This is a genomic window from Paenibacillus sp. FSL H8-0260, assembly GCF_045040625.1.
Classification (GTDB): Bacteria; Bacillota; Bacilli; order Paenibacillales; family Paenibacillaceae; genus Paenibacillus_AQ; species Paenibacillus_AQ odorifer.
On record NZ_CP150298.1, the window covers coordinates 4,957,230 to 4,972,623 of the forward strand.

A 15,394-nucleotide genomic window follows, 5' to 3' on the forward strand; every position below is an offset into this window, starting at 1 on the left:
TCCTTGGAGCGACGCTAACCTCACCACTCAGCAACAAACATTCCTTGCAGCGACGCTAACCTCACCACTCAGCAGCCGACCTTACTGCACTTCGGTCCGGCATCGGTCGCGATACTCCTTAGGCGACATACCTGTCTGCTTCTGAAATACCTTGGTAAAATAACGCCGCTCCTGATAGCCAACTCCCGAGCCAATCATCGTAATACTCTTATCACTGTTAGTTAGCATAAACTTCGCAGCTTCAATTCGTTGTAGGGTCACGTATTCCACGAAAGTCATAGCAAAACGATTCTTAAACAAGAGACAGAAATAACTGCCACTAATCCCGATCTTATTCGCCACTTCCTCAATCCCAATATCTGAATGGAGATGTTCTGTGATGTACTTAGCTGCTTGGTTCATCAGCTGATCCGGTGTTTTTTTGCCAGAATCATCATCACCTTCAGGGATTTCCTGAAAAATTGGAATGCTATTATACAGTTTATTCTTAAACTGCTTACTACGGATCTTAGCCCCAATCTCCCGTACCTTATTCCCAAGCTCTTCATAATGTATCGGCTTACAAATATACTCTTTAACACCTAGCCGAATCGCTTCCCGCGCATAATCAAACTCCTGATACCCGGTAAGAAGCAGCACCTCACTATCCAATCCCATCTCCCGCAACTTACCGATAAAAGTTAACCCGTCCATCACTGGCATACGGATGTCACATAACACAAGATCAGGCTGTTTCTCCTCGGCAATACGCAAAGCATCCATCCCGCTTCGCGCCATACCGACAACCTCCATCCCCATCTCCTGCCAAGGCAACACCCTGTTCAGATTATTCAGAATTGGGGCTTCGTCATCAACCAATAATACTTTTAGCATAATGATCTTCCCCCTGCTCGTATTTAGGTATGACACATTGGATAATAGTACCATGACCTGGACTAGAACAGATAAATATTCCGTACCTGTCACCGTATTCAATGCGGATGCGATCTGCTACACTGCGAATACCAAGACCTCTGCGTTCAAGATTCATCCGGTTATCCCGTTCAGCCTTAACTTCTTGCTCCACAGGATCATTCACAATATATTGAAAAATAGCTAACTGAGACGGTGTAATACCAATACCATTATCTTCAATACGTAAAATCAAATCCCCCTGCTTCTCCCAAACCTTCACAGAAACATGACCTTTGTAATCAATGCCCTCAAATCCATGTTGAATGCTGTTCTCTACAAGCGGTTGTAAAGTGAGTTTAAGAATACCGCAACTCATCAATTCACTCGGAATATCGATCTCATATTCAAACAAATCTTCAAAGCGGAATTTTTGTATATCCAAATAATTGCGCAAATGTTTAACTTCTTCATCCAGCGTAATCTCTTCCCGATCCTGAATGCTAATTCGCAAAATACTGGCCAGCCTGTAGACCATCTCACTAACTTTTTTGCCTTCATTCTGTATAGCGAGAACATTGATTGATTCTAATGTATTGAATAAAAAATGTGGTTTAATCTGTGCCTGCAGAACACGCATCTCAGCTTGATTCTTGCGACGCTGCTCCACATGAATTCTGTTAAACAACCCATTGATTTTATCCATAAGATCATTAAAACCCTTAGCAAGCAGCGTTAACTCATCATTTCCTTTAACTTCTACCCTAGTGGTCAGATCTCCGTCTTCAACCCGGCGCATAAAACGAACTATGACAGCGATACCGCCGGTAATCCGGTTCATAAAAAATAAATTGAAGATCACAGCTGCCAATAAGCAAAGGAAAATCACAGCGACGAACCAGCGAGCAAATACTGTAACTTCGTGAGACAACGTATCCCAAGAAGTCACAGATACCAGACTCCATGGATAGTCCTTCAAATGATACATGGAAAGAATGCTTTTCTCCCCGTTGTACTCTGTTTTGAAACTCTGAAACCCTTTTTTAAAGGTAATTTCTTTATCCGCGAAAGACTGGAAGTCCTGTCCATCCAGCTTTTGATCTGGGTCAAAAAGAATCATTCCATCATCATTTACAAGCATAAAGGAAACATCCTGATTGCTATCCCCAATTTTTAAATTGCGAAATATGGATTCGAACTCCCAATTCTTGATCTGCACAACTAGGATACCTATGTTCTGAAAGAAGCTCAATTCCTTCACTAGCCGAATTTGTGTAAACACAGGTTCAGTACCCGTAAGCTCGGGATACTCGTGAGGAGCCAGCCATTTCGGCACACCATTTAAGTCCATAACTTCCTGGTACAGATCACTTTTTTTGAATGTATCATAGGGTAGCGTTCGGAAATTTTCCTTGTTAAAAAGCGACACGATTTCAGAGTTACCTCTACCGTTAAAATTGTACAAAAATGCATAACTGATCGATGGATGATTAAACAACAGACTACGGAAATTGCGCTGGCTCGCATTCAGATTCAGTTGCTCAGCATCAGTCAAATCCTGGTTGTTAGGATCATCTGCACTAAGGGCCATATGAAACACCGAGGTAGCAATTCCGTTGTCTGTAACGTTATCCATATCTTTTAATACATTAGAAATACTGTAACTAATCGCTTTAAGTGAGTATTCCGACTGCTGGCTGTACTTTTTCTCAATAGAATTATAAGTCACAAAAAACATAAGCATGCCTAGAATAAATAAAGGAATGATAATCAGGCCCAAAAATGCCGTAAATAATTTATAGCGCAAATTCATCGGCTAGTGCTCCTGACTGAGAATAAGGTTATCCTTTTACGCCACCCGCTGTTACACCTTCAATAATCTTCTCCTGAAGAATTGCATAAATGATTATTACCGGCAGTACGCTGAAGACGATACCGGCTGACATTTGTGCATAGTTCATCTGGTATTGATCACGGAATTGGACCATACCTACTGGAAGCGTTCGCAGCTCGTCATTCGACAGGAAGTAGTTAGCTAGCAAGAACTCGTTCCAATTTCCCAGGAAATTAACAATGAATACCGTAACCATAGCCGGAACCGTTAGAGGTACAATAATTCTAGCAAAGATACCCGGTGCCTTCAAGCCATCCATGACCGCAGCTTCTTCTATTTCTCTAGGTAAATTTCGCATAAATGCTGCTAAAATAATGATGGTAAATGGAATCGCATTGGCGATATAAGGAATGATCAACGCCCAGTGGGTGTTCAGTATTCCTAACTTACGTACGATCGTATAAATCGGTAGCATTAAAGCATTATTCGGGATGAGCATTCCTACTAAAACCAGTGAGAACAAAATAGTATTCCATTTCCCCTGACGCATCCGCGTAACCGCAAAAGCAAACATAGACGCAAGCAGAATGGACACTACAGAGGCAAGGATCGAAATGTACAAACTGTTGAAAAAGTAAGTACTAATCTTGGCATTTACCCAAGCCTCCACGTAGTTATTGAAGACGAATTCCTTTGGGATGCCAAAAGGATTAAGCGCAATCTCATTATTATCCTTTTTCACAGATGAGAATAATACGAATAGGAAAGGAAACAGGATCACTAACAAATAGAATAAAAGGGCAATATGTGGCAGACTCTTTTTCAGGGCGCGTGGCATCAGTATTCAATCCTTTCTGTACGACGTGCAATCAGCAGCTGATAAAGGACTGTAACCACCAGTGTAAATGCAAAGATCAGGACAGCGATGGCATTTCCGTATCCATACTTAAAGTTCGTGATCGCATATTTAATCATGTAAGTTGCCATTACATCGGTTGAACCTGCAGGTCCCCCCTTAGTCATAACGATGACGATATCCGCAGCTTTCATTGCTCCAGCAATGGATAGCATAATTACAACCGAGATGATCGGTACGATTAGTGGGAGCGTGATACGAGTAGCGCGTTGAAATCCAGTTGCGCCGTCAATGGCTGCAGCTTCATCCAATTCACCAGGAATAGCTAGAATCGCCGCTAGGACCATAACGATATAAAATCCAGTCCACTGCCAAGCGTTCGTCAACAAAATAGAAAGCATTGCAAATCTTTCATCTGACAGCCAGTAAATAGGATTAATTCCTACTAGACTAAGGAGCTTATTAAAAAGTCCAATGTTGGGCTCATAGATAAACCCCCAGAGAATACCGATAACCGCTGTAGACATAATGGAAGGCATAAAGACTGCTGTCTTATATAAGCCCTTTAACTTCTTCACATTAGAAATCAATAACGAGAAGAATACGATCAACGGTACCTGTATACATACGGAGAAAAGAATAAACCAACCGTTGTTTTTAACGGATATCCAGAATCGTTCATCTCCTAGTGCTTTCTCATAATTACTTAATCCGGCTGATTTAACCGTCTCCGATACACCGTTCCAACTAGTAAAGCTGTAATAAATAGAGCTAAAAATGGGGTAAATGAAAAACATCGTGAACAATATCAATGCTGGAAGAACGAAAAGGAAAAACACCACTGGATTTCTTAATGCTTTATTCATGACTACCTCCGGTTGCTTTGACATCTGGCGAATAGTGAATGCTTCAGATCAAGTGCAAACACATATTTTCTTTGATTTTAAAAATGTACCCTGGATTTAGCACCAGGGTACATTCAGTTTGCAGCTATTTATTCAACTGCTGCGTTTGCTTCTTCTTGTACCTTTTGCAAAGCTTCGCCCATTTTCTCAGGAGTCGTCTGATCGCCAATCAGTTTTTGAATTTGAATGTTACTGATTTCTGTAGTTACATCAGCTTGAACAAGAGAGTCAAATGCTGGGAACGAAGATTGTGAGTTGTTAAGTACACCTACGATTTCGCTCATCAGATCATCAGTAATATTCTCATTCAATACGTTTTGGTCAATCTTCATTGCTGGCAATACACCATCTTCAACAAGTCCGCGCAATTGCATTTCTTCATTAAATAAGTTTTTAATAAAAGATTTCACAGCAGCCAATTGACGTGGATCTTTCTCAGCAGATGCAGAGAAACCATAACCATTGTTCACATCGCGCATCAATGCAGTTTGGTCACCCGCTCCGCCTTCAACTGCTGGGATGTTGAAGAATCCAACTTTACCGATCAAACCTTCGCCAGATTGGCCCGTTTTAAATACGGAAGATTTCCAAGTACCATCATACAGCAGGATCGCTTCACCACTAGTGAATTGTGTTGTGTATTCAGCATATTCAAAGCCAAGTTCGCCTTTTTTGAAGTATCCTTTATCAACCCATTCTTTGTATTTCGCAAATCCTTTTACTACATTTGGATCAGACCATTTAGCTTCGCCTGTTGCAAATTTAGCAGTTACATCCGGACCTGCATAACGTGACCACAGGTGGTTAGCTAACATAAGTGGTACCCAACCAGCTTTGGATGCACCAGCCAAAGGTACTTTTCCATCAGCCTTGATATCAGCCAATTGTTGTTCCAATTCAGCAAATGTTGTTGGAGCCTTCCAGCCCTTGCTTGTATAGTATTCTTTGTTATAGAAGAAACCTTCACCAGAACCACCGATTGGCAATCCATAGATTTTTCCTTCATAAGTGAAAGGATCTAGATTTGAGAATTTATCCTTAATTCCAAGTTCCTCAAGGATTGGAGTCAGGTCAAGTAATTTACCTTCTTTAGCATAGATCTTGGAGTCAGGGCTACCGAACAGATCGAAGATTTCCGGTGGATTACCCGCAGCCATTTCACCACGCAATTTTTCTTTACGGTTTACATCTGAATCTACCCCATCGAGTTTAAAGGTCAGACCCGGTACATCCTCTTGTACTTTGTTAACTACTTCTTCGAGAATAGCCAGACGTTTCTGCTTGTCTGCACCGATTTGAGTGTGACGAATCGTCATTTCAAATGGCTCGTTATTTACCGGTTCTTCTGTTGCTGGAGCATTTGTAGCGGCTGAGTTAGTCGCGGTAGCGTTTCCATCTCCTTTGTTAGAAGACGCATTGTTGTTGCCTCCGCAACCAGTCAGTAAAGCTGATGATACGAAAATCAGGGACAATAGCAAAGTCATACTTTTTTTCATTTCTTGTGACCCTCCCTATATATTGATGTGCTTTACACTTCTTATTATAGAAAACAGACTTCATTATCGTAAGGTTAAGATTCATCCACTATAGGGATAAAAATCTCTAATGTAAGCGGAATCAACTACATGATAAGTTATATTTTATAACATAAAAATGTTAAATCGCTTCATTCATTTCTTTTTCTCATCACAAAAGTTTGTTTTTCTTTAAAAACATTTAATTAAAATATCAAATTAGTCATATTACCTGACATATTCATTTATTATCTACCCCATAAACCACGTGTAACTATAGCATGTCTTTATTAGGAATAATATAAAATTCCCCCTCAGAGGAGATTTAACCCCTCCCTTTTTACTTCCTCATAACAAAAAACCGCACCTTCAGTGATGATCAACCACTGAGGGTACGGTCTCTCTAAAAAATAGATATCTATTATACCAATGCCGTTTGCTTACGACCTTCTTCGACCAAGCGATATGCCCGTTGCACTTCTTCTTCTGTTGGAGAAGGTACTCCATCCAGTTCATAAGCCTTGCCGAGCATTTCCCATTTATAGATACCCATCTGATGATAAGGTAAGATTTCGAATTTCTCGACGCCATTTAAGGTTCCAATATAACGACCTAAGTTAATGAGATCCTCTTCACGATCATGAATACCAGGAACATATACATGTCGGATCCACATCTTACGATTATGGTCTGAGAGCCAGCGTGCAAGCTTCAAAGTTCGATCATTGGATTTACCGGTTAATTTGATATGCGCTTCTTCATCAATATGCTTCAGATCAAGCATAACCAAATCTGTTACATCCAATAAGTCATTAATCTTGTCACCTTCGTTGTAACCATTACTGTCTAATGTGGTGTGCAAATTCCAACGCTTCTTCACTTCCGTGAATAACTGCTTTACAAATTGCGCCTGCAAGGTTGGTTCTCCACCGGATACAGTTAACCCGCCACCGGATGAACGATAATAGTTTATATATGGCTCGATTTCCGAAAGCACTTCTTCTAGAGTCATTTCTTTACCTTCATCTAAAGCCCAGGTATCAGGGTTATGGCAATACTGACATTTCAGCAAGCAGCCTTGCATAAATAAGACAAATCGAATACCAGGTCCATCAACGGTTCCAAAGGTTTCCAAAGAATGTATGCGACCTTTAATCATAGGATGTCATCCTTTCGCCACGCCAGACTAACAGTCCCTTTTTCAACGATGAAGATCCCTGTCCTTGAGACTGTCATATCCCTATATCGCGGCAATAAAATTTAAAATTTTAACAATTCTTAAACAAGATATTACCGCCCTTGAGACAAGGGCGGTATCTTCCTTGCAATTATTTCAATAGTAGTACTAATTCAAAGATCTTCATGACAGGAACAAATTACATCGAACCGTGGAATGTACGGTTGATTACATCCATTTGTTGTTCACGAGTCAGCTTGATGAAGTTAACTGCATAACCGGATACACGGATAGTCAATTGTGGATAGTTCTCTGGGTGCTCCATAGCGTCCATCAGCTGTTCACGGTTAAATACGTTAACATTCAAATGCTGAGCGTTGTTATGGAAGTATCCATCCATCATGTGTACCAGGTTAGACTTACGGGAATCCTCGTCTTTACCAAGTGCCTTAGGTACGATGGAGAACGTATTAGAGATACCATCTTGTGCATCGGAGTAAGGCAGTTTAGCTACAGAGTTCAGGGAAGCCAAGGCACCTTTCTTGTCACGTCCGTGCATTGGGTTAGCACCTGGTGCGAAAGGTTCACCTTTCTTACGTCCGTCAGGTGTAGTACCTGTCTTCTTACCGTACACTACATTCGAAGTAATGGTCAGTACCGATTGAGTCGGCACAGAATCACGATATGTTTTGTTTTTACGGATCATAGTCATGAAGGTTTCAACCAATTCTACTGCGATGCTGTCAACAGCATCGTCATTGTTACCGTAGCAAGGGAATTCGCCTTCGGTTTCGAAATCGATCGCAATACCTTGTTCGTTACGAATAGGTTTTACTTTGGCGTATTTAATTGCGCTTAGTGAGTCAGCTGCAACGGACAGCCCAGCAATACCACAAGCCATCGTACGCAGAATGTCACGGTCATGCAGCGCCATTTCGATACGTTCGTAAGAATATTTGTCATGCATATAGTGAATGATGTTCAAAGTGTTAACATAAGTCTTAGCCAACCACTCCATCATCGGTTTGAAACGTTTCATTACTTCGTCATAATCCAGATATTCAGAAGTGATCGCTGGGAATTCCGGTCCAACTTGTGCTCCGGATTTTTCATCCACACCACCATTGATAGCATACAGTAATGCTTTTGCCAGGTTGGCACGAGCACCGAAGAACTGCATTTGTTTACCGATACGCATTGGAGATACGCAGCAAGCAATCGCATAATCTTCACCCCAGTATGGACGCATTACATCGTCATTTTCATACTGAATTGCACTAGTTTCGATGGAAACCTTAGCACAATATTTTTTGAAGGCTTCAGGCAATTTTTCGGACCACAGTACAGTTAAGTTTGGTTCCGGAGCTGGACCCAAGTTGTACAGGGTGTTCAAGAAACGGAAGCTGTTCTTAGTAACACGAGTTGTTCCGTCTTCAGCCATACCACCGATGGATTCAGTTACCCATGTTGGGTCGCCGGAGAACAGATCATTATAGTCAGGTGTACGCAAGAATTTCACGATACGCAGTTTCATTACGAAATGATCGACGATTTCTTGTACTTGTTCTTCAGTCAAAGTGCCTTCAGCAATATCGCGTTCTGCATAGATGTCCAGGAAAGAGGACACACGGCCCAGGGACATCGCCGCACCATTTTGCTCTTTAACTGCTGCCAGATATCCGAAGTATACCCATTGAGTAGCTTCTTTGAAGTTGGTCGCCGGTCTGGAAATATCCATACCATGAGCAGCTGCCATTTCTTTCAATTCGCCAAGTGCACGAATTTGTTCGGACAGCTCTTCACGCAAACGAATGATATCTTCAGTCATGGAATCTACTTCAAGCTCAGTTTGTTGTTGTTTTTTGTCTTTAATGAGGAAATCAATACCGTACAGAGCAATGCGGCGGTAGTCGCCGATGATGCGTCCGCGGCCGTAAGCATCAGGAAGACCTGTAATTACGCCGGATTTACGCACAGCTCTCATGTCTGGTGTATATGCATCAAATACGCCTTGGTTATGCGTTTTGCGAATGTTCGTAAACATGTCAACGATGTTTTGCGGAAGCTCGAAGCCATAAGCCTTCGTAGCATCAACCATCATCTTGATCCCGCCGAATGGCTGGATGGAACGTTTGAAAGGAGCATCAGTCTGTACGCCTACAATTTGTTCCTTGTCCTTGTCAATGTAGCCTGGAGCATGTGAAGTGATTGTGGAGACAGTATCTAGGGAAACATCCCATACGCCGCCTCTTTCTCTTTCTTCCTTGCTCAATTGGGAAATAATCTTCCACAGTTCAGTTGTGTTACTAGTAGGTCCTACGAGGAATTCTTCGTTTCCTTCATAAGGCTTAATGTTGCTTGCGATAAAGTTGTTAACGTCAACTTTTCTGGACCATTTACCTTTTGTAAAACTTCTCCAACCGGATTTCACTTCTTGTACATCTTTTTCAATCACCGACATGCTAAATCCCTCCATCTATATTTATATTATATTTGTAGAGATCGCGGGCTTGAAGGTTGATCCCGTGTCTCGTGATCCCAAGAAAAATATGGTTGTTCGAAAATTCACAATCATTGTTCCATATATGGGACCGTTGTTTATATAAACATTTTAGTTTATTTTCTATAAATAGACTGTGACAAATATCACCTTTCCGGTGATATTTGTCACTTATATCTAATCCACAACCATCCTATTATCTACTTAACCAAATATTAATTATCAAATCTTCCGTAGAAAGCATTACGATATACATCTGCAAGTTCAGATACCAGTGGCAGCTTAGGATTGGCAGTTGTACATTGATCTTCAAATGCACGGTCAGCCAAGTAATCTACATGGGATTCAAAATCCTTAGGATCAAAGCCCAATTGTTGGAAGGATTCTTCGATACCCAGTTTTTTGTTCATGTCGCGAATAGCATTGATCAGGCTAGTTACACCTTCTTCAGTTGTGCGAGCTGGCAATCCCAGAATACGGGCGATTTCTGCATAACGCTCGTCAGCTACGAAGTGTGAATATTTAGGGAACGAAGCGAACTTCGTAGGTTTCTTAGCATTGTAACGAATAACGTGTGGCATAAGGATCGCATTAGTACGACCGTGAGCAGTGTGATATTGACCGCCCCATTTATGCGCCAAGCTGTGGTTAATACCCAGGAAAGCATTAGCAAAGGCCATACCAGCAAGTGTTGATGCGTTATGCATTTTTTCACGGGCAACTCTGTCGCCTTCAAGAGCCGATTTTTCAAGGTATTGGAATACCAATTGGATTGCTTTAATTGCCAGACCATCCGTGTAGTCACTCGCCATAACAGATACATAAGCTTCGATGGCATGTGTCAATACGTCCATACCCGTATCAGCTACAGCAGTTTTTGGCAAGCTATATACGAACTCTGGATCAATGATAGCTACGTCTGGAGTTAGCTCGTAGTCAGCCAAAGGATATTTAGTGTGTTGTTCAGTTGTTTTATCGGTAATAACTGCAAAAGATGTTACTTCCGAACCTGTACCCGAAGTAGTTGGAATCGCTACAAACTTAGCTTTGTTTCCAAGTTTAGGGAATTTGTAAACCCGTTTACGGATATCCATGAATTTTTGTTTCAGACCGTTAAAGTCAGCGTCTGGATGTTCATAGAATAACCACATTCCTTTTGCAGCATCCATTGGGGAACCACCACCAAGTGCGATGATGCAGTCCGGTTGGAATCTGTTCATCATTGCTGTACCTTTTTCAACTGTAGTTGTCGATGGATCTGGTTCAACTTCCGAGAACACTTCGATCGCTACAGGAGTTTGGCGTTGACGCAGGTAATGTTCAACTCTCTCAACATATCCAAGCTTAACCATCATTGGGTCAGTGATAATTGCGACACGTGTGATATCAGGCATTTTGGTTAGGTACTGAGTAGCGCCTTTTTCGAAATAGATCTTGTCAGGTACTTTAAACCATTGCATATTCACGGTACGACGATTCACCCTTTTCACGTTGATCAAATTAATTGCTGTAACGTTTTGCGACACGGAGTTACGACCATAAGATCCGCAGCCCAGCGTCAACGAAGGGATGTTAGTGTTATAGATATCGCCGATCGCACCATGAGTGGAAGGCGAGTTAACGAGAATACGTCCTGTTTGCAGACGGTTGGAGAACTTCATGATTACTTCTTCATTGTTGGAGTGGATAGCCGAACTATGGCCCATACCACCAAATTCAACAACTTGTGCTGCGCGTTCAATACCTTGATCTGCGTTTTTAACTTTGTAGCAAGCAAGCACAGGACTCAATTTTTCAGCGGACAATGGATATTTAGTGCCTACACCTTCAAGTTCTGCTACCAGAATCTTAGTGCCGGCAGGAACTTGAATGCCGCACATTTCAGCAATTTTCACTGCGGATTGTCCAACGATTGCTGGATTAACCGCACATTTATCAACGTTCATAGCGCCGCTAGTAAGTTTGGCAGCTTCTTCTTTGTTAACAAAGTAGCAGCCATTAGCGATCATTTTCTTTTTCACTTGATCGAAGATTGGTTCTTCGATAATAACAGCTTGCTCGGAAGCGCAGATCATACCATTATCAAATGTTTTGGAAAGAATGATGTCCGTTACGGCTTGATCGATATCCGCGCTCTTTTCGATGAATGCAGGTACGTTACCAGGACCTACGCCAAGAGCTGGTTTACCACAGCTATAAGCTGCTTTTACCATTGCAGAACCGCCAGTTGCAAGAATAAGTGCAACGTCAGGGTTATTCATCAAAGCGTTTGTTTTGTCCATCGTTGGCATTTCAATCCATTGGATACAATTCTCAGGTGCGCCAGCTTTTACAGCCGCATCATGAAGAATTCTAGCAGCTGCTGCACTACACTCTTGCGCAGATGGGTGGAAACCGAATATAATAGGGTTCCGTGTCTTAATCGAAATCAACGCTTTAAACATCGTGGTGGATGTAGGGTTGGTTACCGGTGTGATACCCATTACAATTCCGACGGGCTCAGCAATTTTTTGGAAGCTTTCATAAGCATTGTCTTCAATAACGCCTACTGTTTTATCGTATTTAATTCCGTGCCAGATATATTCTGTCGAGAAGATGTTTTTAGTAATTTTGTCTTCGTAAACCCCGCGGCCAGTTTCTTCTACAGCCAATTTAGCGAGGTACATATGTTTGTCGAGTCCAGCCAACGCCATTGCATGAACGATTGTGTCAACTTGCTCTTGATCCAGCGCCATGAATGCCTCATGTGCTTTTTTCGCTTTATCCACCAAAGTCTGAATATACTCTTCAGCGGTAGTTTGTTTAACTTGGGCGGCGACTTCGTTCTTAACTGCCATCTCCCTCGTCCTCCTGTCAATTTTTAGGTTGTTTTTCTCTACACATTTATCTTATCACATCATTTCCACCTTGTATAGTGAAATCTTTCACAAAGTATAAAGTTTTTTTGATTTGTTTTCAAAGCGCTTTCATTCGATCATATTATAGGTGTTTTACCATTATTTATGCTGTATTATTCCTTAAATCTAAAGTTTATGTTTAAAAAGACAAGAACCGATACCCATTTTCTACCTTTCCGCTCGCAAAAATATTTTAAAAATGCAAATCTAATTTTGTTGACACTCTATTTTTCCCATGACCCTCTAAAAAATAGTCGGGAGCCATCCGTTGGGTTGATTTATAAAAATATCAATAATATAAACATAAAAAAACCGACTCCTAAAGGAGCCGGTTCTGTCCTTCCTTGCCTATTCTACTTTAATTGTATCGAAAAATTTCTCTTGCACTGTTTTGGCAGCAGCTTCAAGCTGTGTCTTGGAATCTGTTCCCTTTTTGGAGAACAGCTCTTGAATTACATTGGACATGGTTGCGTAGTAGTCCTGTGTATTGTATTGCGCTTCCGGTTTACCGTCCAGCAAGCCTAAAATATCAGGGCTGTATTGATATACATTTGTATATTTATCATACACAGCTTTTGTTTTCTTGCCGAAGTCAGAATCTGCAGAATAGTAATCTAAGAGCGGCGGAATAAAGTATTTGCCATCCGTTGTACGTTGTTGCAGAACCGCATCCAGTGCTTCTAGACCTTTATCGGAGAAGTAATCAAATGTAATATAACGGAATGCCATTTCTTGCTCGTCTGGTGTTGCATTTGGATTGATTACAAGGTAGTCACCACCAAGTACCCCAGTGTGTTTTCCGCCTTTTTCCATCGCAGGCATTGGATACGTAAGTACATCTTCTGGTTTCAGACCGCCTTGATTCAACGCTTGCTCAATAACACCGTCAGATCCAGCCATTACCATTGCTGTACGACTTTGTTGGAATGCGCCTACAGCATCGCCCCAGCCCAGTGCCCAGTCCTGAGGAATCGCGTTTGCTTCCCATCTAAGTTTCTTGTAGAAATCCAGCGCTTTAATCCCAGCCTCAGAATTAAAAGTAGCTACAACCTTACCGCCTTCAATCTTCTGAATTTCACCGCCAGCTTCGAACAGGAAGTTGGTCCAGTTCCAGCCAGCTTCATTCCCTTTACCCATTGGAGCAATACCGGAAATCCCTTTTTTGGTATCAGCTACGCCTTTCGCGGTATTCAGCATATCATCCCAAGTCCAATCCATAGATGGAACAGCAACGCCTTTTTCATCCAGCATTTTTTTGTTGATCATTGTGGTTGTTACATAACCCTTTTGAGTTACGCCGAATACTTTTCCGTCAATGATAAATTGGTTTTGGAGAACCGGGTTAATTTGATCCTTAAATTCGTATTTATTCCACAGATCCGTAATGTCAGCTACCCAGCCTTTTTCAACAAGAAATTTTGCTTCTGTAGCGTAAGTGTTAAAGAAGGTTGGAGCTTCATTCGCTGCCATTTTGATGCCGATTTCACTTACATTGTACTGCCAATCGTCTTTGACGATTTCAACATTCGGATACTCCTCTTGGAAACGTTTGATCTTGTCATCTTCCTGTGCTCTAACTTCGGTTAGGTCAGGGGTTGGATAGTGAATTTTGATGGTCACTTTTCTTTGTGTGATATCATCAGTTGGCGCTGCTGTAGCACTGCCAGCATTATCTGTTGCAGCATTCGTTGGCGCAGTAGTCGCTTCCCCTTCCTTGTTTCCTGTTGTGTTTCCGTTATTGTTGTTACCGCCGCATGCGGTTAACAATGATCCGGCCACAAGGAGGCTTAGTAGCACGCTAGAGTACTTACGCATTGAAACTCCCCTTTTCAATTCATAGTTATCTTACATATCGATCATAAAAGAGAAATCGTTTACAAACGAGGTGCATTTATATTCCTTTCATGTGCATGTTTACGATCCGTGACTAAATTCGTCGATCCGCGCTTATCCCTTAACTGCTGATAATGCGACACCACGCATAATGAACTTTTGGAAGATCAGGAAGACAAGGATCGGCGGCAACGATACGATAAATAGGATAGCGAATTTAATATTCGTATTAAGTGCCTTTACATTAATAACGTATTTATAGATTGCTGTCGCGAGCGTATATTTCTCTTCACTGTGCATAACCAGAGATGGCCAGAACCAGTCATTCCATGCAGTAGAAAAGATAAAGATCGCCAGCGTAGCAAATATCGGAACCGACAATGGCACTGCAATGGAGAAAAAGCTTCTCGGCTCAGAGGAGCCGTCAATCCGCGCGGCTTCAAAAATTTCAGGATGTATCCCATCAAAAAAGTTCTTTAAGAGTAGAAAATAGAATGTATTCGCACCAGCCGGCAGCCAAAAGGCAGCGTACTGATTCAGTAATCCAAGCTCTTTTAGATTGACAAAGTTGGGAATCATGTAGCTGGTCGCCGGAATAAATAATGTCATCAGGAAAAAGAAATAAATTGCCTTTCTGTAAGGAACATTCATACGAGAAATGCTGAAAGCAGACATTCCCAATACGACTAGTGTCACGACCATATTCCCCACAAAAATATAAATAGTGTTCTTAAGGAACATCAGCAGATCAATGTAGTTCATCGCTTCTTTAAGGTTGCTGAAGTGCCATTCCTGCGGGAAAAAATGCGGTGGGAATGAGTTCACCTCTTGATTCGATTTCAGTCCGTTAAATAACGTCATACAGATCGGATACAGCATGCTAAACACCATAATCAAAATAACCACGCACATCAAGCCATAAACGATCTTATTGCTTGTTTTTTTCAAATCATGTTCTGAGAGAATCCCTCTATCTGCGCTCTTCAT

Annotated in this window: 10 protein-coding genes; all 10 read right to left on the reverse strand. The window is 41.6% G+C overall.

Going from position 1 to position 15,394, the window contains the following annotated elements; genetic code table 11:
* Positions 1-81 precede the first annotated feature (81 nt).
* The gene (locus MHI51_RS22160; protein WP_076278167.1) at positions 82-873 is read right to left on the reverse strand and encodes a response regulator; all 792 of its coding nucleotides are present in this window, start codon (positions 871-873) and stop codon (positions 82-84) included.
* The gene (locus MHI51_RS22165) at positions 851-2,704 is read right to left on the reverse strand and encodes a sensor histidine kinase (protein ID WP_076278166.1); all 1,854 of its coding nucleotides are present in this window, start codon (positions 2,702-2,704) and stop codon (positions 851-853) included. The genes MHI51_RS22160 and MHI51_RS22165 overlap by 23 nt, the downstream gene beginning before the upstream one ends.
* A gap of 28 nt (positions 2,705-2,732) precedes the next feature.
* The gene (locus MHI51_RS22170) at positions 2,733-3,563 is read right to left on the reverse strand and encodes a carbohydrate ABC transporter permease (protein ID WP_036682912.1); all 831 of its coding nucleotides are present in this window, start codon (positions 3,561-3,563) and stop codon (positions 2,733-2,735) included.
* Positions 3,563-4,447, reverse strand: coding sequence for a carbohydrate ABC transporter permease (locus MHI51_RS22175; protein WP_036682917.1), 885 nt, complete (start codon positions 4,445-4,447; stop codon positions 3,563-3,565). The genes MHI51_RS22170 and MHI51_RS22175 overlap by 1 nt, the downstream gene beginning before the upstream one ends.
* 128 nt (positions 4,448-4,575) lie before the next feature.
* The gene (locus MHI51_RS22180) at positions 4,576-5,982 is read right to left on the reverse strand and encodes an extracellular solute-binding protein (RefSeq protein ID WP_076129628.1); all 1,407 of its coding nucleotides are present in this window, start codon (positions 5,980-5,982) and stop codon (positions 4,576-4,578) included.
* Between the two features lie 439 nt (positions 5,983-6,421).
* A complete protein-coding gene (gene pflA / locus MHI51_RS22185; protein ID WP_036682920.1) occupies positions 6,422-7,159 on the reverse strand; it encodes a pyruvate formate-lyase-activating protein in 738 nt (245 codons plus the stop codon).
* A 217-nt stretch (positions 7,160-7,376) separates the two neighbouring features.
* Complete coding sequence (gene pflB, locus MHI51_RS22190; protein WP_076218917.1) at positions 7,377-9,638, reverse strand: formate C-acetyltransferase; 2,262 nt, start codon at positions 9,636-9,638, stop codon at positions 7,377-7,379.
* A gap of 254 nt (positions 9,639-9,892) precedes the next feature.
* Positions 9,893-12,514 carry a bifunctional acetaldehyde-CoA/alcohol dehydrogenase gene (gene adhE, locus MHI51_RS22195; RefSeq protein ID WP_036682925.1) on the reverse strand — a complete coding sequence of 874 codons (2,622 nt, stop codon included), beginning with the start codon at positions 12,512-12,514 and terminating at the stop codon, positions 9,893-9,895.
* A 408-nt stretch (positions 12,515-12,922) separates the two neighbouring features.
* Positions 12,923-14,389: an ABC transporter substrate-binding protein gene (locus MHI51_RS22200; RefSeq protein ID WP_076129626.1), complete on the reverse strand. Its 1,467-nt coding sequence runs from the start codon at positions 14,387-14,389 to the stop codon at positions 12,923-12,925.
* A gap of 132 nt (positions 14,390-14,521) precedes the next feature.
* Positions 14,522-15,394 (reverse strand): carbohydrate ABC transporter permease, encoded by an 873-nt coding sequence (locus MHI51_RS22205; protein ID WP_036682930.1) that lies wholly within the window; start codon positions 15,392-15,394, stop codon positions 14,522-14,524.